This is a genomic window from Hymenobacter actinosclerus, assembly GCF_900111515.1.
GTDB lineage: Bacteria > Bacteroidota > Bacteroidia > Cytophagales > Hymenobacteraceae > Hymenobacter > Hymenobacter actinosclerus.
Map to the genome: position 1 here is coordinate 137,452 of NZ_FOHS01000005.1, position 19,991 is coordinate 157,442.

General features: G+C 52.1%; 20 protein-coding genes and 2 pseudogenes. 9 read left to right on the plus strand and 13 right to left on the minus strand.

What is annotated here, in order from left to right; all coding sequences use genetic code 11:
- Nucleotides 1-5: 5 nt before the first annotated feature.
- The 10 genes and pseudogenes from BMY67_RS16625 to BMY67_RS16665 form a co-directional block, all read right to left on the minus strand.
- On the minus strand, nt 6-401 hold the full coding sequence (locus BMY67_RS16625) for a (deoxy)nucleoside triphosphate pyrophosphohydrolase (RefSeq protein WP_092773757.1): 396 nt from the start codon (nt 399-401) through the stop codon (nt 6-8).
- A gap of 296 nt (nt 402-697) precedes the next feature.
- Complete coding sequence (locus BMY67_RS16630; RefSeq protein ID WP_092773759.1) at nt 698-1,267, minus strand: hypothetical protein; 570 nt, start codon at nt 1,265-1,267, stop codon at nt 698-700.
- An 87-nt stretch (nt 1,268-1,354) separates the two neighbouring features.
- Nucleotides 1,355-1,888 (minus strand): SHOCT domain-containing protein, encoded by a 534-nt coding sequence (locus BMY67_RS16635; RefSeq protein ID WP_092773761.1) that lies wholly within the window; start codon nt 1,886-1,888, stop codon nt 1,355-1,357.
- Between the two features lie 65 nt (nt 1,889-1,953).
- Nucleotides 1,954-2,889, minus strand: coding sequence for a toxin-antitoxin system YwqK family antitoxin (locus BMY67_RS16640; RefSeq protein WP_092773763.1), 936 nt, complete (start codon nt 2,887-2,889; stop codon nt 1,954-1,956).
- A 65-nt stretch (nt 2,890-2,954) separates the two neighbouring features.
- Nucleotides 2,955-4,025: pseudogene (locus BMY67_RS16645) on the minus strand (IS3 family transposase); the annotation flags it as partial.
- A 124-nt stretch (nt 4,026-4,149) separates the two neighbouring features.
- Entirely contained in the window at nt 4,150-5,406 is a 1,257-nt protein-coding gene (locus BMY67_RS16650; RefSeq protein WP_177189894.1) for a 5-methylcytosine restriction system specificity protein McrC, read from the minus strand.
- A gap of 87 nt (nt 5,407-5,493) precedes the next feature.
- Complete coding sequence (locus BMY67_RS16655; RefSeq protein WP_177189895.1) at nt 5,494-6,396, minus strand: McrB family protein; 903 nt, start codon at nt 6,394-6,396, stop codon at nt 5,494-5,496.
- A 166-nt stretch (nt 6,397-6,562) separates the two neighbouring features.
- Nucleotides 6,563-7,219 (minus strand): hypothetical protein, encoded by a 657-nt coding sequence (locus BMY67_RS19100; protein ID WP_143069879.1) that lies wholly within the window; start codon nt 7,217-7,219, stop codon nt 6,563-6,565.
- A 23-nt stretch (nt 7,220-7,242) separates the two neighbouring features.
- Nucleotides 7,243-8,430, minus strand: coding sequence for a DNA-methyltransferase (locus tag BMY67_RS16660; RefSeq protein WP_218144628.1), 1,188 nt, complete (start codon nt 8,428-8,430; stop codon nt 7,243-7,245).
- A 104-nt stretch (nt 8,431-8,534) separates the two neighbouring features.
- Nucleotides 8,535-9,497: a site-specific integrase gene (locus BMY67_RS16665; RefSeq protein WP_092773771.1), complete on the minus strand. Its 963-nt coding sequence runs from the start codon at nt 9,495-9,497 to the stop codon at nt 8,535-8,537.
- 198 nt (nt 9,498-9,695) lie between these two features.
- Between BMY67_RS16665 and BMY67_RS16670 the strand changes: the two genes are divergently transcribed.
- The 8 genes and pseudogenes from BMY67_RS16670 (at nt 9,696) to BMY67_RS16690 (ending at nt 15,896) form a co-directional block, all read left to right on the plus strand.
- Nucleotides 9,696-10,214, plus strand: coding sequence for a site-specific integrase (locus BMY67_RS16670; protein WP_092773773.1), 519 nt, complete (start codon nt 9,696-9,698; stop codon nt 10,212-10,214).
- On the plus strand, nt 10,211-10,642 hold the full coding sequence (locus BMY67_RS16675) for a site-specific integrase (protein ID WP_143069880.1): 432 nt from the start codon (nt 10,211-10,213) through the stop codon (nt 10,640-10,642). Before BMY67_RS16670 ends, BMY67_RS16675 begins: the two co-directional genes overlap by 4 nt.
- Before the next feature lie 137 nt (nt 10,643-10,779).
- A complete protein-coding gene (locus tag BMY67_RS19105; RefSeq protein ID WP_143069881.1) occupies nt 10,780-11,709 on the plus strand; it encodes a hypothetical protein in 930 nt (309 codons plus the stop codon).
- A 380-nt stretch (nt 11,710-12,089) separates the two neighbouring features.
- Complete coding sequence (locus BMY67_RS16680; protein ID WP_092773777.1) at nt 12,090-12,392, plus strand: transposase; 303 nt, start codon at nt 12,090-12,092, stop codon at nt 12,390-12,392.
- On the plus strand, nt 12,389-13,261 hold the full coding sequence (locus BMY67_RS16685; RefSeq protein WP_092773779.1) for an IS3 family transposase: 873 nt from the start codon (nt 12,389-12,391) through the stop codon (nt 13,259-13,261). Before BMY67_RS16680 ends, BMY67_RS16685 begins: the two co-directional genes overlap by 4 nt.
- 60 nt (nt 13,262-13,321) lie before the next feature.
- Nucleotides 13,322-13,930: a hypothetical protein gene (locus tag BMY67_RS19110; protein WP_143069882.1), complete on the plus strand. Its 609-nt coding sequence runs from the start codon at nt 13,322-13,324 to the stop codon at nt 13,928-13,930.
- A gap of 21 nt (nt 13,931-13,951) precedes the next feature.
- Nucleotides 13,952-14,524, plus strand: a complete 573-nt coding sequence (locus BMY67_RS19115; RefSeq protein WP_143069883.1) for a hypothetical protein — start codon at nt 13,952-13,954, stop codon at nt 14,522-14,524.
- Between the two features lie 262 nt (nt 14,525-14,786).
- Nucleotides 14,787-15,896: pseudogene (locus tag BMY67_RS16690) on the plus strand (IS3 family transposase).
- Nucleotides 15,897-16,138: 242 nt separating this feature from the next.
- On the opposite strand, the gene BMY67_RS16695 reads toward BMY67_RS16690, so the two are convergent.
- Entirely contained in the window at nt 16,139-16,393 is a 255-nt protein-coding gene (locus BMY67_RS16695; RefSeq protein WP_092773781.1) for a DUF4394 domain-containing protein, read from the minus strand.
- Nucleotides 16,394-16,497: 104 nt separating this feature from the next.
- On the opposite strand from BMY67_RS16695, the gene BMY67_RS19760 reads away from it, so the two are divergent.
- The gene (locus tag BMY67_RS19760) at nt 16,498-16,626 is read left to right on the plus strand and encodes a hypothetical protein (RefSeq protein WP_262490365.1); all 129 of its coding nucleotides are present in this window, start codon (nt 16,498-16,500) and stop codon (nt 16,624-16,626) included.
- 61 nt (nt 16,627-16,687) lie between these two features.
- On the opposite strand, the gene BMY67_RS19120 is transcribed toward BMY67_RS19760, so the two are convergent.
- Entirely contained in the window at nt 16,688-17,989 is a 1,302-nt protein-coding gene (locus BMY67_RS19120) for a hypothetical protein (RefSeq protein ID WP_143069884.1), read from the minus strand.
- Between the two features lie 38 nt (nt 17,990-18,027).
- Entirely contained in the window at nt 18,028-19,983 is a 1,956-nt protein-coding gene (locus tag BMY67_RS16700) for a DUF3732 domain-containing protein (protein WP_092773783.1), read from the minus strand.
- Between the last annotated feature and the right edge of the window lie 8 nt (nt 19,984-19,991).

A 19,991-nucleotide genomic window follows, 5' to 3' on the forward strand; every position in this document is an offset into this window, starting at 1 on the left:
TAGGCCTAGGCGGGAGCTTGCAACTGCGCCACAATCGGTAGATCGGCTGCCGCCCAGTCCAGCGTATGCAGTTGCTGAGTAGGGAGCCAGCAATAGGCAATGTGTTCGTGCAGGGTCAGATCGGAGGAATCGGCCGTGCACAGTAGACCGTGCATGGTGATTTCAAAATCGGGATAGATGTGTTCCACTGTAAGGATGTGGCTTCCAACCAGGATATCCAGGCCCAGCTCCTCCTGAATTTCCCGCCGCAGGGCTTCTTGTTGCGTTTCGCCGGCTTCGACTTTGCCGCCGGGAAACTCCCATTTTTCGGAGATGTATGCGTACTTACTTGGGCCCCGCTGCAGACAGAGGAACTCATCACCGCGTTTGATAATGGCGGCAACTACTTCATGGTGTTTCATGGTTTACACTAAAGGGGCGAGTAAAATCATCTGCTTGCACACGGTTCACTCAGGATCACGCAAAAATGCGCTCTATTTCGTTGGTATCACCTACAATGATAGCGTAGCGGCACAATAGGTGGCCGTCCTCGTTCGCGACTTAGTCTTCACCGCCATAATATTTGAGCATACTATAGCACATGCTCTCTAAGAGTATTATTTCTGAGAGAAACGAAAGAGCCCCATCACTTAGTGGGGCTCTTTCGTTTCTACAGCTTCTCCGCTGCTCGCTTCACTCGCAACTCCTTATCACGCTGCTATTTCTCCTTCATAGGAGTACTTGATATCAAAACGTCAAAGTCATCTTCATCAACGGGAATGGTTAGAAAAGCGGACGCTTTCTTTCCATGCCAGTAAAAGTGCCCATCCAGTTGATCCTCCGTTATTTCTTGCTCAAAGGGTGCTCCATATGCCTGCGTGAGCACTTTCAACACTTCGTCTGCGTTAGTTGAGCCAGTAGAAGAGAATAGAACATCTGAAAGCTGCCCTTTATAAAAGCAGTATAGCACTTGCTTCAGTTGGGCATTACCCAGAACCTTATTCTCGGAAATCTTTTGATAGACTGCTTTCCCGCCTCGATTAGTTACGAACTTCAACCCCTTCACTTGGGCTAGTGGCGTCTCAAAACGCAATCCACGGAAACCATAACGCTTATCTAATTCGGCGGAGAAACCTGGCATAGCCTCAACCGTTACGGTATCAGCCTTCACCAATTGCAACGTATCGATCAAGAGCTTGGGCTTTTCTAGATCAAGCACCCCCTGCGCTTGGGTCGCGGTCGCAGTGGTGAGCAGTAAAGCGGTAATGAAATAGTATAAACAGTTCATATACAGGACGGGCTGCTAGCGCAACTGTTGACAAAAAAGCCCCCAGCTGAAGAAGCCAGGGGTCTAAGTTTAAAGTGGATTACAGTTCTATTTGCTTAGCAATTTCGTCTTTTGCTGGTCGAACTCCTCTTTCGTAATGACCCCTGAGTCTAAAAGTCCTTTCAACTTTAAGAGCTCATCAGCTACGCTACTGATAGGAGCCTGAGCAGCAGATGTAGAAGAAGGCTTGCGGTTATTTTTAGTCGTGATTTCACCAGCAGCTTCTGCTGATTCTAGGTCTACACAACCATTTACCCCACCGGGTGAAACCACTGCCACTGTACGGGGTGCCATACGTTTGTTGGCAGCTTGCACTCGAATATCCTTAATCACCAACCGGTTATTGTTGTAAACAGAACCGTAGTGAGTTTCTGGCAAGCCAATCAGATAATTAGCAGGGATGTAAGCATAGCGGTAAGCGCCTCCATCTGTAGTACCCATTGCAAAGAAGATCGTATCTCCCTTATGGAATGTGGTGCCCATTTTAGTAGTGTACTCGGTTACCGATTTGCCAGGGATTTGTGCCTGAGCATAAGGGGAAGAGAGTAGCGATAAGAAGAAGATTAATAGAAGTTTTTTCATGCAAACAAGATACGGGCTTTTATAGATGATACTCAAAAATTTAAGATGACGTAGGCAACAATTGCCTACTGGCGGCTAGCCACCAACGCGCTCACGGTCAGCTTCAGCTTAGCAGAAGTGCGCAGATTATCGTTTTGCGCCGCGAAGTATAGCCGCTTAGTTCCTGCCGGCACCAGCAACTCCCGCGTTTCCTGGCCCCGGTTTACGGCCTGCTGATAACACTGTGCCGTAGCCGGCATGGTGCCCTTAGTCGCATACGCCAGGAACGGCTGGGTCAACTCCTCATTATCGACGATGAAGAATCGGCACTTCGTCGCGACGGCAGCAGCAGGCTGGCGCTCGGTACTAAGTGCTTTTGCCCCGGCTGACAACATCAACGCGGGGCCCAGACCAGTGGGGGCACTTGCTAGGGCGGCCGTCAAGGTAATGGCCGTTGTCCAGTTCACGGGTGGCTGGTCTTCATCCCGGATATCGAACTTATACACCACGCCTACTGTGCCCTCCGGCAGGTCAATCGGAATGACTTGCCGCGAGCTGCCATTATTATAATAGGAATGGAGCTTGACGCCGTCCGTGCTCAGCACTTCCTGCCAGGCATAGGTCAGCTTGATTTCCTTTCCGTCTTCCTTCCATTCTCGGTAGTCACTACCGGTCTGTCCTTGAGCAAATATGCCCTTGAAATGCAGCTGGCCGTTTTCGTACCAACCGGTACATAGGCCTGTGGCTACGTCCGGGCTTTCACTTGCCACCTTGCCTTCGAACTGCTTCTTCCACGAAGGATAGAAGTAGTCTCGGACAGTACCAATCGACTTGCCCTCTGAATTACGTCGGGCAATGCGCGCATACACTCGGTCCTGTGGCTCGGTCGTTCGCTCCCAGTCGTGATCGAAATAAATAGTGTCCTGCCGAGTGGTGACAGGGACTGTCGTTTTGGTCTGAGCGTGGGCACTATGGAGCGATAGAATACTGCTAAAGAGCAGTAAAGAGTAGAGTTTCACCATCTATGTTAGTCTAACTAGGTACGCCAAAAACACACTGGGGTGGTCCAGTGAAAACGTACAGTGCGCTAAGATAGGTTGGTTTTCAAGTCGCGTTCAAACTGATGGGGCGAGCGGTAGCCGAGGGCGGAGTGGCGGCGGTCCAAATTAAAGTAGGTCTCGAGGTAGTGAGCAACCTCCAGTCGGGCCTCTTTGAGACTGGCAAAGGCAGTGCCTGGAGGCAGCAGTTCGGTTTTGAGCGTGATCCAGCCGGCTTCCGCCTGGGCGTTATCATACGGATTGCCCGGCCGGCTGAAGTTGGATAGTGCGCCGGCCTGTTCGATGCGGGCGCGGTAAGCGGCGCTGGTGTACTGGCTGCCGCGGTCGGCGTGGATAATCAGGCCCGGCGCAGGCTGGCGCAACATTAGGGCTTGCTCCAACGCATACAGGACGAACTCGGTGGGCATCTGCGCGGCCATACTCCAGCCCACGACCCGGCGCGAACAGGCGTCACGCCACGTGGCCAGATAGCACCAACGCCCGCCCAGCAGGGGCAAATAGGTGAAGCCACGTCCCACCCAGACCTGGTCGGGGGCAGTGGGGGCGGGTTGACTGAGCAGCCGGTTTTCAGCCACGACGGCGGCCGGGTCGGCCACCGTCGTGCGGGGGCGTTGCGGGGGCGTGCTCAGCGCCCGCGGCCCATTGCGCTGCAGCCAGGAGCGAAGCGCGTACCGACCCACGGCGTGGCCTTCGGCACGTAATGCGGCCCGCAACCGCCGCGTGCCGTAGCGGCGCTCATGGCGCGTAAACGCCGCCTGCGCTGCTGGCTGCCACGTCGCAGCCGGTTGGGCCGGGCGCTGCCGCCACTGGTAATACCCGGCTGTACTGACGGCCAACAACTGGCACAACAACTGCACGGGCCAGGGCTCGGTGCAAGCCTGGATGAACTGGTAGAAATTCATGACTGAGGCGGTTGGGAAAAGATGGTCACGACTTTTTTTTAAAATGTCGCGCTCCATTCCCACGCGCCGCAATTCGGCGCTGCTGTGGACGGCGGCTTTTAGGGGCTCGCGCTGCCAGCGGCCGAGCAAGGCCAACGAAATGCCTTGAGCGCGAGCCACGTCCGTCTGCCAGGCTCCAGCCGCGACTTGGCGCACGCACTCGGCTTTGAAAGCGAGCGTCTAGTTCTTGCGCGTGGCGGGCAAGCCATTAAGATTCAGTTTCTCGGTCATGGGCAATGGAAGGTAAGACTTCTCACTGTCCGTTTTAGCTCGACCACCTCATTCAGGCTATCAAGGAAAGGAGAACTTCAGTTATGGCTGCCTCTTCACTTGCCAAATCATTGTTTCCTAATTGTAGTGCATAATGGTAAACCTTAGCCATACCTATCTCCCCCATAAATGTTAGCTTGCTGGGCTTGCCCATTTCAGCTAGGGAGATAATGCCTACCACGGGCACCTGGTAACTCATTGCGTAGGCCAGAATTTGATTAAGGTCGTCACGCTCCGGTTTCTTGGGTTTGTATTTGACATCAAACACCGCGACGGGTCTGCGGAGGGCATGCATGTCAACTTCCATAATTACGATGTCAGGGTTTGCCATTCGAAAATCGGGGCCGTTTACGAATAGCCTCTTCCCACCACCGCCTTGTTGTTGGTCAACATTGCCATCAGCAACTTCATACTTAGGTAACGCTTCAAGCAAGTGTTGACGCAATCCCCAACGGACGTAATCTTCGAAAATGTCATCCATCTTCCATAGCAATGAGGGCAGGGAGACATTCCCCTCATTGCTATCAAAATCCAGCCCTCGGATTCCCAGAATTAGTTGCGCGAGTTCGAGAGCAGGTAGATAATACTCTCGGGTGGGCGGCAACTTGCTGAACACCGTGCTCAGCCGTAAATTATGAGTTGCCAGAGTGGTTACGCCGGAGAAGACCGCAAGGCAATCACGAATAGCTCCCAGCTGCTTGGTTACAAGACCATTTTTATTGCTAGTTTGATAGGTGCTAGCAAGCACGAGCAAGGCGAGCTTAAGTAACTGGTTCGGGCTTGTATTAATGTTGCGCTCAAAGCGTGCGGTACTTATAAGGTATCGTTTGCCCTTTGCAAGTAAGCGCGTGATCGTCTCGTTAAGCAAAATACGGCCCCTCGGGAAGGAGGTGTCCTCTTTTCGGGTTTCATAGATGTAGTGGAGACCCGATGCCCCGATAAGCTGCACCTGCCTGATAAATGCGTTGGCTAGCTCATCTCGTATTTGCCCAACGGGAACAGCTTGGGTGGCATAGGTGCGTAGGGATTCAGGAAGGCGTTGGGGTGCTCGCCCGGATGCGGCTAGTATCCTGACCAGATTTGAAATGGGTACCCTGGGTACAATTTCCAACGTGACGTAATCGTTCAGGGGTATCAGGCCGATATAAGGGCCCGCGTGAATGACTACTTGGTCTTTGTCTGCTTGGACGCGAATGTATCCGCTTCCGATGACATGCGGAGAAAGCAATAAACTTCCAGTCTGTAAGTCCAGAAGTTCACCGCGATTCAAGGGCACCCGTGAGTGCTCGGAAACTTGAACCAGTCGAGGTACTTGAGGCAAACCTGAAGTACTAACTATCTCCCTTGATTCCATTAGTTAGGATAAGGCAGTTGCGCCGCTTTCCCCTGCTGGAGCATCGGGTTCGGGCTCAGCACTTGCGGCAGGTGTAGCAGCAGCTGGTGTAGTGATTACGCGCTGCCATTGCTGTTTGATTGCCGCAAGCTCAGACTCGTTGGGTATAGCACGAAATGCCCGCCGCATCAGATGCAACAGTTGGTAATTCCAGAGCCGCTCTAGGCTAGCTAAATCCCGCACACGCGCAAAGTAGCCGTGCCCTAGGTGTACTTCTGGGTTTGCATGCCGCAACAAGAAGCGAAAAAAATCACCGATCCTTCTCCGGAGATCGACCTCGACTCCATTCTCCGTCAACATGTTTTCTAACGCTTCGGGAGAAGGAGCAACTTCTACGCGGGCAAAGCGCCGCTCAAATGCAATGTCCACTTCATCAACCCCACGATCACGGTCATTCATGGTGGCCAAAATCACCAGGTTGTCTGGTACGACCAACTCCTGGCCAGAAGACAACTTGAATTTTTGACCTTTTTTATCCTGCTCGATAAAACCCAATGCTTCACCGAAAACCCGGCTGGGGTCTACGCGGCTCAATTCGTCTACCACCAGTACATGGATTTTGGGATAAGCCTTCTCGGCTTGATTACACATCTCCACAAAGTGCTTGTCTTGCAAACTAAAGCCTTCCCCGTCTGCTTTCGGAACGAATCCCTGCATAAAGTCCTCGTATTGGTACGAGGGATGAAACTGAATCATCTTGTAGCGGGATGGGTCTGACTGTGCCAGCCAGATAGCGACACGGCGGGCGGTACGGCTTTTGCCCGTACCAGGTAGACCCGCATAGATAACACCAGCGAACCCATCATCTAGGAGTTGGGCTGCTAACTTAAGGTCCGGATCCGTCGCTACATCAGCGAGCTGTTGCAAGCTGCCAAGCCGAGGACCCTCGTACTCTTCAGCAAGTGGGTCTGATGTTGGTAGAGGAGGTGACGGGGTTCCTGGAACACTAGGTAAAGGCAGCCCTACTTCAGTCGCAGTTAGTGCTCGTACCGGCCCAACAGTTAAAAAGCCATCCATAGAAGTTGCCGGCATACTATTGCTCAAGGGGGTGGGTTGTAGTAAAAGTGGTGAACCAATCCAGCGAATCAGAACCCTCTTCTGGAGTATAATCAGCGTAGAGGACTTTGTATGCCTCGGTAGGCGAGCCGTCATTCTCTAGGTAGCCGAATTCCTGCTGGAAAGCGCGAATTAAACTGCCAACCGTTGGTGTAGCACTCGTGATGCCACGGTCCCTATATAAAAATACAGCCAAGGGTAAAACGGGTATTTGCCGGCCTGCTGCTAAGTATTGTCGGGCTGCAATCCAATGTTGCGGGTTCAAGTTGTAAAGGCCATCAGAAATGGTCAGTACCTGTAACAAAGGGCTAACCCCTCGCAGTGAACTAGGGGCATAGGAGCCTGCTAAATTGCCGCTTATCCAGAGTTTGGTGTCAGCTGCAACAAAGGGATTGATGTACGGCCGATTCTCTGGAGCATCACCAAGGGCCAAGAATTCCTTGAAGAACTCGTTGTAATGGAAAGGCAACCCCGTCAGTTTTCCGAGTTGTGCAGCGGTGCGCTGCAGGCATAAGTAACCAGCTAGGGTAGAGTGTGCTTTGATGTTGCGGAGCACCTCCAAGCTGTCTTTAACCTTGCTGGGGTTCAACACGAAAAGTGGCTGCACGGCTTGTGGAAGGCTTGGGGTGTTCATGGACGCAAGTAAAGGGCTAGAGACTACACTGCTGGATTCAGGTCGATGCCGTAGGCCGAGTGGCCCAAGCGTGCAGCTACATCCAACGTGGTACCAGTGCCAACGAAAGGATCCAAGACTACGCTGGGGACCATCTCACCTTGCCCACAAGCGCAAGCTTTCCATCCCGTTGTAACACGCTTGGCGAAGGTGAACTCTCGGAAGTAGCCACCAAGAACTTTTTTGGCGTGTTTCGCTAATCGCTGCACTTCTTCGGAGTTTCGACCGGTACCATTCTGATAAGACTTGGCTTTACCAGCATCCGTGATACCAGTGGCTTGGATAGCTGCAATATGCTCAGGTCCTAACCCATGCTCTAGAGCGAGTTGCATGGCGCGACGGGCTTGGGGACGTGATTCGTCCAGTTCTGCCGTACGTTTCCATTCCCGTTCAAGCGGGGTCCCACAATGCGAGCAGACAGAATAAGGGCACGCCAGCGTTATAGCGCGTTCCACTATCTCACTAGGAAAAGGGGCCAAATGGCCACCGGTGTCCCTCTCTAAACCCACGTACCAGATGTCCCCCGGATTAGATCCGTTTCCGTACTTCTGGGAGTAACCATGCAGGTCGTAGTAGTAATTGGGTTTGAGTACGAGGTGAATAATGTACTCATGCCGTGATGCCAGACGGTTTTTAGCAGGCTCCGGCATTCCACTAGTTTTAGCCCAGATAATGCGGTTTCTAACAATCCATCCATCATCCACGGCTGCGGCCTCAATCCGTCCAGGTATACCCACCAAGCTTCTCTTATGATAGGTATCACCAACATTTAAGAAGATGGATCCCGTATTCTTAAGCACTTTTTTCCAATCCCTCATCGCACCGATAAGCGCCTGCACGTATTCTGCAGGCGTCGCTTCTTGGCCCAATTGATCAGCGTGCCCATAATCCCGCTTCTGCCAATACGGTGGAGAGGTCACAATAAGGTCAACCGACTTAGCAGGAATAACGGATGAAACGCGAGTGGCATCCCCGAGAATCCGTTGAACAAAGGCTGGTTGTGAAGAAGCAGGAGGAGGCATGTCTACCGATGCCTCAACGGACACAAGCCTCACTGCGGGCTTGCCTTCACTCACCTTGGGCTGGTGCAGGCCAATGTCACCTTGTATATATAGTGGAGAAGCTGTAATAGCCTCTTTTTGACGTCGGGTTGGAGCAGTCATTGTTGTCATTTCAGACGAAAGTTAAGCCCATTCTTGTCAGGAATCGTTACGGTGTGCTATTGAATTTAGCAAAGCGTTGTGCTATAAATAATAGCTTCCAGAAACTGGAGCCCTTATAAGCCCAATTTCTGTGCGGCGTTATGTTGCCGGACATCATCAATACGGGTGTAGCGTCGAATCATGGCGCTAGTCTTATGCTTGGTCTGATTCATCACCTCTGAGTCATCAGCTCCTGCTAGTTTGGCCACCGTTACGAAGGACGCTCGTAAGGAGTGAGCGGAGTAGTCCGGCCCCAAGTAGCGTTGCACCACGGCGTTGATGCTTTTATCCGACAACCGCGCCTGCGTCACTCGCTCGCCCTTGCGTAACGACACGAACACCGGCCCCGTTTCGCGGCCCAGCTGCTGCACCCAGGCCTGCAGTGAGCGGATGGGACATACCTTAGCTTCGGGCGAATAGAAGATGGCTTTTTCCTCGTGCTGGCCCAGCTGGTTGGTTTTGCTGCGGGCCAGTGAAACGATGACGCACTCCTCTGTGAAGCACAGGTTCTCCAGGTTCAGCTCCGAGAGCTCGGAGCGCCGAAACGCTCCAGTAAAGCCCAATAGTAGAATCGCCCGGTCGCGCAGACCTGCCACCGTCTTGATATCAATTTCGCGCACCAGGCGCTTGAGTTGATTCAGAGTAAAAGCGGGCGCCTGCTTTTGCCGAATCCCATGCACGCGGGCGATACCATCGAGCAGGACTTTGAACTGCTTGTTGTCCGTCGGGCAGTACAGGCCGCGTAGCACGTGGGCCTTGTTGATGGCCGAGAGGTGGCGCTGGAGTGTGGCTACTTTTTTGCCCGCATCGGCCAGGTAGGTCACGTAGCCGGCGAGCGTATCGACGGTGGCCGGCAGCGGCTCGAGCTCATTGGCCTGACACCAGTGCGAGTAGTGACGCAGATCGGACGCGTAGGCTTTGGCCGTGTTGGGCGCGCCGCTCAGGCCGGCTTCGACGTAGCGAGCAGTCTGCTCGGAGAGGCTGGCCAGCGAGGCGGCGGTGCTTTGGTGAAGGGCGGGCAGCGTGACCGATTTCATGCGACCTATATGTAAAGGAGTAGCGACCCCGAAAATGGGCTGATTTTCAAAGATAATGATAGGTTCCGATAAGTAAACTTTATCGGAACCTATGTACTCGGTAACGGATAAGGCCCGATAACCTTCTCTTATCAGACCTTATTGCTATATTCCCTTTTCAGACCAAAAAGTTGTTGATTACTCCTGTATATAGGTCACATGGAAAAATCGTCTGAGCTCTCGATTCCCGGTAACACTTCGCCGGCGCTGGCACAACTGGTGGAGCATACGTCGCGCTACATCGAGGCTGGCCTGAGCGGCGCGGCCAACACGGTGAAAGCGTACGCCGGGGATTGGAAACGCTTCGGGGATTGGTGCGCCGAACACGGACTGGAATCGCTGCCGGCGTCGGTCGAAACGCTGGCGGGATTCGTGACCCACTTGGCCGAAACTGATAAGAAAGTGGCGACCATCCAACGCCACTGCGCGGCAGTGGCTAAGGCCCATGTATTGCGCGGACTTGATTCGCCTACGGATGACAAGAAATTTAAGGTGCTGATGGAAGGGATTGGCCGGGTTAAAGGCGTGCGGCAGAAACAGGCACCCGCCTTTACGCTGGCCAACTTCAAGCGCACGGTCAAAAGCATTGATGGCAAAACGCTGGCGGTTTTCGTGACCGAGTTATTCTGCTGCTATGTTTTACCGGGGCTTTTCGACGTTCTGAGTTGGCGGCTTTGAATATTGAGGACTTATCGTTTTCCGGGGAAGGGCTGATTGTCAATCTGGCCAAGAGCAAAACGAACCAGTACAGCGCGGCCGAGGAAAAGGCTATTTTCTATTCCCCGGATTTCAAGTTGTGCCCTATTCGCACGTTGGAGGCCTGGATAAAGGGGTTGGACCATACTACGGGACCGGTATTTGTATCCTTTCGCAAGGGCGAGCGCTTGACTGAGCGGCGGCTTACGGATAAACACCTCAACTTGATTGTGCAGCGCTATTTAGGGCCAAATTATTCTGCTTCCTTTGTCACCGTGGCGAAGCTAGCTGGAGCGGATGACTCGGAGGTGATGAACCAAACGAAGCACAAGACGAGTGAAATGATTCGCCGCTACACCCGCATTGATGATGTGCGCCAACATAACGCTGCTCAAAAACTAGGTCTGTAACAACCTCTGCACCTATGTCTAATTACATTTGATTATCAGCACATTGATGATTAGCCCCACGAGGTAGTACCAGCTGAACTTCCTTCTTTAATTACAAATCCTACTTTGGGCATAATCCATAATGCAGGACTGCTTGTATGATTGTTGACCTCCCCACATCCAAGGATTTTGAGAACATAGCCCGCGAATGGTTCTTACATGCATTTGATATCCTTTACGACTACGGCATAGAAGAACGGGACATTTCGCACTTAGGACTCTCTCAATATAAGTTTAATAAAACTAAGCTTTCTTCAATAATTGTACTAGTTCATCAGTCCTTTGAGGCCACATTGAAAGCAACCGTTTGTAATCTAACGCCCTTGCTTTTACTTGACCTGAAACCAAGTGACTGGCCAACTTTACCGGGAGTTAAGGATAAAAGCTTCGATGGGCTGATGACCATCGGAGCAGAAGCCCTGATTAAGGTTTTCTGCGCTGTTAATACAGACGTAGAAGCTACAAAGAACTTAGTTCCTCTTTTTCAGGAAGTCAGAACAATAAGAAACCAAATTGTTCATAGTTTATATAAAGAGGAGCTAAATACCTTTTATCTGCTTGATCTACTATTTAGGGTATCTGAGCAGCTTTTCCATACTGATTTATTTGCTCTCTTAAGAACAAGAGACGGTGACTTCCCCAACGAGGAGTTTTTCGCGAACAACCCGCACTTAGAAGATGATAGCCAAGGCACAAATCTAGAAATCCGTTATCGTCTTCAATCTTGGGCAGAAGAAGTGCTTGGGAACAAGAAGCTGCAATCCTACCTCAAAAACAAAGGTCGAGCTTATAACTGCTGTTTTTGCTGGAGCACAATTGACCGGTACGAAACCAAAACAGCTTACTTGCGGCCAAACTCGTCAGTTTCCAAAACTATTTATTGTTCAAACTGCCTTGATTGTTACCCCGTTATGAGAGCTTCTTGTTTAGATAAAAATTGTAAAGGCAATGTGCTTTATGAAGAGGGCAAGGGAAAATTAGTCTGTTTAACTTGTGGAACAGAGGGTAGTGCTCCAGATAGCCTTTAGCCATATTTGGGCATTATTATGTAAAGCCCAATAAACCACACAAGACTGCTAAAAACGCAATTCATATATTGCTGTAAATCACAACGCTGCCTTTGGACCTCGAACGATTCCGGGAGCTACAAGAAGTATCTGAAGGGACAACTGTGCGTGACAGATGCGATTTTCATAAAAACTACTTTCAGTGGATTGCTGATGAAAATGTTGAAGAGCTTGCTAAATACGTGGTCCGTTCCTATCAACAAATGTGTTCGGGTGCCTTAAATACAGCTCTGCGAAGGCAGGGCTGGGAGCTTACAGCTGCGCATAGCCTTAGAACTCAAATACTCAATTGAGGTGGTCTAGCTAAAACAGACAGTGCGAAGTCTTACCTTCCACTGCCCATGACCGAGAAACTAAATCTTAGTGGTTTACCTGCCACGCGCAAGAAATATACGCCCGCTTTTAAAGCCGAGTGCGTGCGCCAAGTCGCGGCCGGAGCCCGACAGACGGACGTGGCCCGCGCCCAAGGCCTTTCGCCGGCCTTGCTCGGCCGCTGGCAGCGCGAGGCCCTAAAAGCCGCCGTGCCCAGCAGCGCCGAGCGCAAGGAAATCAAACAGCTACGCGCCGAACTGCGGCGCGTGGAAATGGAGCGGGACATTTTAAAAAAAGTCGTGACCATCTTTGCGCAACCGCCTCAGTCATGAGCCGCTACGAGTTCATCCAGGCTTGCACCGAGCCCTGGCCCGTGCAGTTGCTGTGCCGTTTGTTGGCGGTCAGTACAGCCGGTTACTATCAGTGGCGGCAGCGCCCGGCCCAACTGGCTGCGGCCTGGCAGCCAGCAGCGCAGGCGGCCTTTACGCGCCATGCTCGCCGCTACGGCACGCGGCGGTTGCGGGCCGAATTACGCGCCGAAGGCCATGCCGTGGGTCGCTACGCGCTCCGCTCCTGGCTGCACCGAAACGGGCTGCGGGCGTTGAGTACGCGTCTACAGCGCCCCCGCACGACAGTGGCCGACCCGGCCGCCGTCGTGGCTGAAAACCGGCTGCTTGGTCAGCCTGCCCCCACTGCCCCCGACCAGGTCTGGGTGGGACGTGGCTTCACTTATTTGCCCCTGCTGGGCGGGCGCTGGTGCTATCTGGCCACGTGGCGCGATACCTGTTTGCGCCGGGTCGTAGGCTGGAGTCTGGCCGCGCAGATGCCCACCGAGTTCGTCCTGTATGCGCTGGAGCAAGCGCTGACGCTGCGCCAGCCCGCGCCGGGCCTGATTATCCACGCCGACCGCGGCAGCCAGTACACCAGCGCCGCTTGCCGGGCCCGCATCGACCAGGCCGGCGCCCTGTCCAGCTTCAGCCGACCGGGTAATCCGTACGATAACGCCCAGGCGGAAGCCGGATGGAGCACGCTCAAAACCGAGTTGCTGCCCCACGGAACCGTCTTTGCCAGTCTCGAAGAGGCCCGCCTGGAGGTTGCTCACTACCTCGACACCTATTTCAATTTGGACCGCCGCCACTCCGCCCTGGGCTACCGCTCGCCCCATCAATTTGAACGCGACTTGAATCTCAACCTATCTTAGCGCACTGTCCGTTTTTACTGGACCACCCCACTATCTTGCTCGAAATCTTACTGACTACTCATGCTACTTCAAACAGCACCTTTCTTATCTACAGCTACTATAGTTACTATAACTATCTCAGTTATAGGTGGTCTGATTCTGTGGCTGCTAGATAAAGCCTATACGGCACGTAAGAAGCGGAATGAAGCGAAGAATGCGCAGCCTAAACTAGCAGTACGGTTAGAATTTCTAACAAGGGGTAGAATGAATGAAGGTATTTCCCACCTAAATAATTTTACACCCGATACTGTTGTTGACGCAGATAAATTGAATGAAATAATAATCAACTTTAAAATTGATTGGGATTTTGCAATGCACATTACCAACCAATCAGATGCACCAGCTTATAAGATTAAATTAATGGTACCTGAAACAAAAGGTAGGTTCATCGTGAAAAAAGAGATTGATTATACTAGGCCGTTTGTGCATGGCGAAACCAGAGCGCATGAAATCAAAGTTGTTCAGTATTTTGTGGGCACTAGTGTAGAGGCAGATGTTATATTAAGTCAGAAGCCATTTACTGAAATCGTACTTGAGTACGAAAACTCAGTAGGTTCAAGATTTGCAACATCATTCTTTCCTAAAGAAGCTGAAGAGAGTAATAAGAACATCTATAAAGTTGTGTCATAATAATTCATTAGTATAGTTTGTATGGGATTTTTTGATTTTACCTCAGTAGGTGACCATAGAGATTTTGATAGATACGAAAATCTTTATAAGGCGCTGATATGGGTTCTTGGTGGCTTATCTCAAGTAATTATAAGCTACTTTAAATCAAGATGGAATAAACCGAAGTTGATGATCAACTTGGTGAATCCGAATAACGGAAGAACCGATCTTGCTTCTGGTCTTTGTCGTATCGTATATAATTTCTCGTTCGATATTATAAACCAACGGCAATTAGCTGCCCACCACGTTTCTGTTTATGGCTACGAAGTGATTGATGAATTAGTAGGAAAGGTAAAATTGTCCCGTCCAACAGAAATCAACTACTTGACCATATTCAGTTATAATACCACTCAGAACCTTACTATGCGTATTGAGGCTGATGTATATGCCGAACTTGCTGATATAATGATAGATGTGAATCCAATTAAACAGCTGACTCTTGAATATCAGAACGAATCCGGTGCTTCATTTAAAACCATGTTTTATCCGTACGTTACTGATATAAGCAAGAAGCATAAGTATAGGAGACGAATTGTGTTTAATTGGTGGTTATAGTAGGAAGGTTTCAATCTTTATCGTGCGCTTCCTTATTGTAAATGCACTAGCTCATTGGTAACACATCTATTATAGTGCCACTCACTTTAGAATAATCTGCCGTCATCTACACTTACCTTGCTGCATTAACAATCATCACGATCCAGTTATTAGTTTATCAGCATGGAAGAGTTGTACATGATGACTTCCTCCCAAGAAACTGGTCCATGCTAAAGTAGAGAAATCAAGCCCTTGTCGTATCTTAAATCAAGAGACATGCGCCATGAAAAAGACGAAGTTTACCGAAGCCCAGATCGTGTTTGCTCTGCGTCAGGCGGACACGGGCGTAGCCGTCGCGGAAGTCTGCCGGAAGATGGGCATCAGCGAGGCTACTTACTACAACTGGAAGAAGAAATACGGCGGGCTGGGCGTGCCCGAGTTGCGCCGGTTGAAGCAGTTGGAAGAGGAGAATCTGCACCTCAAACAGTTGGTGGCTGACCTGAGCCTGGACAAGCAAATGCTGCAGGACGTGCTCAAAAAAAAGTTCTGAAGCACGTGCAGCGTCGCCACGCGGCTCAACACCTACGCGACGCCTATCGCATCTCGACCCGCCGAGCCTGCCAGCTCGTATAGCTGCAGCGCTCGAGCTGGTACTACCGGCCGCACGGGCGGGATGACACGGTGCTGCGCCGCCGGTTGCGGGAGCTGGCGCAGATCCGGGTGCGCTACGGCTGCCAGTGCCTGTTTACGCTACTACGCCGGGAAGGCTGGCCCGACAATCTCAAGCGCGTTCACCGCCTCTACTGCCTGGAAGGGCTGCACTTGCGCAGCAAGCGGCCCAAGCACAGCCGGGCCGCGGCGCACCGCCTGGAGCGGGTCGAGTTGCAGCGCCCGCACCAGAGCTGGAGCATGGATTTCGTGGCTGATCAGCTCTTCGACGGCCGGAAAATCCGGGCCTTAACGATAGTCGATAAGTTGTAGTCGCCAGTGCCTGGCCATTCACGTTGGGCAGTCGCTGAAAGGAGACGACGTGGTGGCCGTCATGAGCCACTTGCAGCAAATGCTGGGCGTCGTACCAGCACGCATCCAGGTGGATAATGGCAGCGAGTTTATCAGGAAAGTGCTGGACAAATGGGCGTATGAGCAGCAGGTCACGCTGGACTTCTCGCGGCCCGGTAAACCGACTGATAACCCGTATATTGAATCCTTCAACGGCAGCTTCCGGGACGAGTGTCTGAACGTACACTGGTTCTTATCGCTGGCCGATGCGCAGGAGAAAATCGAGCAGTGGCGGCAGCAGTACAACAGCTTCCGACCGCACAGCTCGCTGCAGAATTTAACGTCCGATCAGGTCATGGCAGCCGCCAGTACTGTCGAGCTTCAAACCGCCTGATTCTCTATGTCAGACCGGTCCAGCAATTGGGAAGAGATTATTTCTATATAATTGTAAATCAAATACTTGTATCTAAGGTTGGGTGACTGATTTGGTTTTAGATCACACGGTGAATTACACAACTATTCCACAAGTAACGGCCAGCCTTTGATTTCTAACCTTGTCTGACACTAAAAGCCCCGCGTTCCTCAATCGAGGGCGCGGGGCTTTTTTCAGCCGTTGGTTTGCGGCGTCTGGTTAGCTTAGAAGCCCAGGCCAATGGTGAAGCCTGACACTGCCCCGCCAAAGCGGTAGTCGTTGGACAGCCGGGCGCGCCCGGTTTTGTCGTCGATGGTGTATAGTTGGGTGGGGCCCCCCACGGTCAGCAGCGCGTACCCAGTGTCGCTGGTGCCGCCGATGTCGTAGCCGTTCAGCGCTTCCGCGTCGACGCCCAGGGCGCCAACTTCCACCAGCGTGCCGTCGTTGGGCGGGGTCTTCTTATAGAGCTTATCGGTCATGTGGTCGATGACTTACAGCGTGGTGCCGGCCGTGCCCGCGAAGTTGTTCTCGTAGGCGGCCGCCCTCACGGCCGGGGTCCCGGGGTTGAGGGAACAAGCTGCATTTGGAGCGTTTCATCCATTATGACAACTGGGAGAAGAAAGTACGCACCTACCTGGCCTCCTTCGGCGTGAAGGACGAGGATGATGAAGGAGTCGAAGGTGATGAGGATGCAGCGCCAGTCGCGGCATAAACATTACTTCAATAAAAAAGTCCCTGCAGAATCGGCAGGGGCTTTTTTATTGGAGTAAAGCTTATGCTAAACTTGGAAGATGAGACGGAAGGGTATACCCCCCTGCTGCCACAAGGGCTTTAAACTCTTGTTTTTTAGCATCTTTGCGTTTAAACAGGTCTTCAAGGCGTTCACGCAGCCAATAGGAATAAGTTCCACTATTATATATCGAACTTAATTTCTTTACTACTACATCAGTTAGTGGATAGTGTTCGATGAATCCTCGAATTAAATCTGCCCGTTCATTAGTCCAAAGGTATTTAACTATGCTATTACTTGTAAAGACCCCTTCTTCGATAATCTTTCCGAAGCCGTTAGCTTCTAGTATAACGTGCTGCTGAACATCATCAGTGTATTCCCGAGCGATTCCGAAGACTACTCGGTTGGCACTATCTATCTCATCTTTTGGAATCAGAGCGTTCGCCAACATGGAAGCATAAATTGCTAGCGGCTTCTCTGCTCGGCTAAGCGTTGTATTCCAAAAACTTCGAATTTCTGCAGGAGTATAATCTAATAGTGCAATAAATGACGGATTTTCAGACAAGTAACTGAGCAAAAGTCTCTTGCTACCACTTTGCTTTAAAAACTCTGCCAACGAATTGGTTGTTCCAGCATCTTGTAACGCTAACACCTTATTTATCAACACATTTTCTTCTCCAAAAAAAGGAGATTCTGTTTGAATGATACTAAAGGCAACTCTCCAGAATTCGTCTCGTTCAGCAGGTTCAACAGAAGAAGGAATCTCTGCCACTAATGGAGTTACATCTTGATTGGGTGGAGTGAAAGTAGGGTCATAATGTGTCTTCAGCTTATTCAGCAACGACCGCATTCCACCTTGAACAGTTATTTTAGAAAGATTACTTTCTAAAAAAGCCCAGAACGTTTCTACGTGGTAGTTATTTATAATATTATCCTTTGCATGTGCACAATCGTTACGCCGGTCCTTCCAATACATAATCTGTTGACGTATGGTAGGCTTAATTGCAAAAATTGCATCTCTTGTTTTCGGCTTCACCTTTGTAACTGGGTCCTCTGGCCCAAATGCTTCCATCGCTTGCGTCGCATTTAAAAGCGCTTCTTCCCACTTTTCATCATTGCGCAAAAGCCCTAACATAAAGTCCCATTTCCCCTGTTCATAAACAGCAGGCCTATGTGCCCCAATAATCCGTTCCTTCAAAATATTCATAAATGCTAAGTAAGAAAAAAGCAGAGAGGCTCGGTAAGCCTCAGCTTTATAACACTTAATTGATTCGCTGAATAGTGGCTCAACATTTCTGCTGACGGTTTGCTTTTCAAGCCATGTTTCAAATTTGTGCTTCAACATTTAAAAAGGTTATGTGTGGTGAATGAATAAACTATATATTATTTCACTTTTGTCGTCAACCAATTCTGTGGAATAAGCGCCCGCCCATTAGTCCAGGGCGCTTCCACTAGTGCCCGCTGAAACTCCGGCGTATCAAGGTTAGCGTGCTCCGTCACGATAACCTGCAGCTTGGGGCTCATCAGCGTCACCACCTTAAAGAGCAGCACGAACATGCGCCGCACGGCCAGCACGTCGCCGCCTACAGCTTCCAAGTCCTGCACGGTGCCATCCAGCTGCTGGTAGGCGCGGGAAACGCCATCGATTTGCGGGAAATACACCTGCGAGGGCTGGTCGAGCACCAGGAAGTGGGGCACTGGCCGGTCGCGCTCGATGAAGAACTTGTGCATGGCCAGCAGGCAAATCAGGTGGCAGCCCAGCCAGTTCTCGCCGCTGCCCATGCGTTCCATTGTGATGATGCGGTCGCGGTCGGCCACCACCGTGAGCTTGCGGCGGTCCAGCCGGTGTGGGTAGCCAGCGTGCTCCATGGCCAGGTCGCTGGCCCATTCGGTCATGTCCTCGGCAATGACGCTCAGGCTCGAATCGACGATGTCGTCCACCTCGTCGCTGCTCAGGCTCTCCAGAAAATCTTTGATGTATTTTTTGCCCGCCTCGATGCGCTCGCGCAAATCCGCCTGGTCTTCCACCAGCTCGGTGTTGCTCAGGTGCATTTCAATTTTGCCCACTACCCGGGCGGCACGCAGTTCCAGGTCGCGCAGGCGCTGGCCGTTTTCCCGCTCCGTGCTCAGTGTGGCCACGAGTTGCGACGAGGTGGACATGTTTTGCCGGATATCCTCCAGCTGCGCCCGCAGCCCGCTCAGGTATTGCTCCAGTTGGGGGCGCTCCCGCTTCACATCAGTCAAATCGGCCTGCATGCGGCTGAGCGAAGCCGTCAGGGCCGCTACAGAAGGCGGCACTTCCTGTAGCGTGCTGTCACACACGGGGCATTTGTGGGCGTGCTCCGCTTCCGTTCCAAACGCGTGCACGGCGCGCAGCCGGTCCGAGTGGTCGGTCACGGCCGAGGAGAACCCCTCCTCTTTGCTCAAGTATTCCTCGGCTTCCTCAATTTCACGCTGCTTGTCCCGAAAGTCGCGCTGCACCTCGCGCAATTGGGTGCGGGCCTGCTCCAGTGGGCTATTGTTGATGGCCACTCCCTGGCCAGGCTCCCAGGTCACCAGCCGCTGCAATTCCGCAATCACCTGTGTATCCGGCACGATTGCCTCGAGGAGGCCCGCCGCCTGCGCTTCGGCCAGCAGCGTCCGACCGTTTTCGGCCTGCTTGCCAAACAACGCATCGGCCTCCCGGCTCTTGCTTTGCAGCCGTTTCAGGCCCCGCTGCAGCTTATCCAACTCGGCCAGCTTTGCCTGGCGGTCATCCAGAATCGCCCCCAGGAAATAAGGCAGCGTTTCGCGGATATGCCGGGGAATGCCTTCCTCGTCCTGACGCCAGAACAACTGCTTGGCATTGGCCACCAGGCTCTGGTTCTGGAACAGGTAATACTTGGCGTGCTGCATGGTGGCCTGGAACGAGTCGAGGTTGATGCCCGCCGGCCCCAGCGTCTGGTTGGGCGCAATGCCCAGCAGGCTGGACAAGGCCGACGTGATGCCTTCGTCGTTCGTGTTGGGCTGCAGCTGCGCCAGCGTAGGCACCGTGATTTCCGTCGCCGTTTCAATGTAGCCCCGCGTCTGGGAAGCTGCCTGACCCGCCGGGGCGGGTTTTGCCAGAAACACCTGCGTATCGCCTACCTGCAGCAGCACGGCATACCAGGCCACGACATCACGGTTTACGCCTTCGAAAATCGTAAACGTCGGCCGCCCCATGCAGTAGTCCAGGATATTGATAACGGACGATTTGCCCGTTCTCGACTGCCCGGTAATGATGTTGACCGCGCCCAGCTTAAAGGGCAGCGTGCGCGTGTCGCCGTCGTAGTTGTAGAGAATAATGGATTTGACCTGCATTGGAAAGG

Excerpts from the sequence above, each read along its gene's own strand:
- BMY67_RS16695 (WP_092773781.1), bottom strand. The coding sequence starts at position 16,393 with ATGACCGATAAGCTCTATAAGAAGACCCCGCCCAACGACGGCACGCTG.
- BMY67_RS16660 (WP_218144628.1), bottom strand. The coding sequence starts at position 8,430 with ATGACAACAATGACTGCTCCAACCCGACGTCAAAAAGAGGCTATTACA.
- BMY67_RS19120 (WP_143069884.1), bottom strand. The coding sequence starts at position 17,989 with ATGTTGAAGCACAAATTTGAAACATGGCTTGAAAAGCAAACCGTCAGC.
- BMY67_RS19105 (WP_143069881.1), top strand. The coding sequence starts at position 10,780 with ATGATTGTTGACCTCCCCACATCCAAGGATTTTGAGAACATAGCCCGC.
- BMY67_RS19110 (WP_143069882.1), top strand. The coding sequence starts at position 13,322 with ATGCTACTTCAAACAGCACCTTTCTTATCTACAGCTACTATAGTTACT.
- BMY67_RS16640 (WP_092773763.1), bottom strand. The coding sequence starts at position 2,889 with ATGGTGAAACTCTACTCTTTACTGCTCTTTAGCAGTATTCTATCGCTC.
- BMY67_RS16635 (WP_092773761.1), bottom strand. The coding sequence starts at position 1,888 with ATGAAAAAACTTCTATTAATCTTCTTCTTATCGCTACTCTCTTCCCCT.
- BMY67_RS16680 (WP_092773777.1), top strand. The coding sequence starts at position 12,090 with ATGACCGAGAAACTAAATCTTAGTGGTTTACCTGCCACGCGCAAGAAA.
- BMY67_RS16700 (WP_092773783.1), bottom strand. The coding sequence starts at position 19,983 with ATGCAGGTCAAATCCATTATTCTCTACAACTACGACGGCGACACGCGC.
- BMY67_RS19115 (WP_143069883.1), top strand. The coding sequence starts at position 13,952 with ATGGGATTTTTTGATTTTACCTCAGTAGGTGACCATAGAGATTTTGAT.
- BMY67_RS16630 (WP_092773759.1), bottom strand. The coding sequence starts at position 1,267 with ATGAACTGTTTATACTATTTCATTACCGCTTTACTGCTCACCACTGCG.
- BMY67_RS16685 (WP_092773779.1), top strand. The coding sequence starts at position 12,389 with ATGAGCCGCTACGAGTTCATCCAGGCTTGCACCGAGCCCTGGCCCGTG.
- BMY67_RS16670 (WP_092773773.1), top strand. The coding sequence starts at position 9,696 with ATGGAAAAATCGTCTGAGCTCTCGATTCCCGGTAACACTTCGCCGGCG.
- BMY67_RS19100 (WP_143069879.1), bottom strand. The coding sequence starts at position 7,219 with ATGAACACCCCAAGCCTTCCACAAGCCGTGCAGCCACTTTTCGTGTTG.
- BMY67_RS16665 (WP_092773771.1), bottom strand. The coding sequence starts at position 9,497 with ATGAAATCGGTCACGCTGCCCGCCCTTCACCAAAGCACCGCCGCCTCG.
- BMY67_RS16625 (WP_092773757.1), bottom strand. The coding sequence starts at position 401 with ATGAAACACCATGAAGTAGTTGCCGCCATTATCAAACGCGGTGATGAG.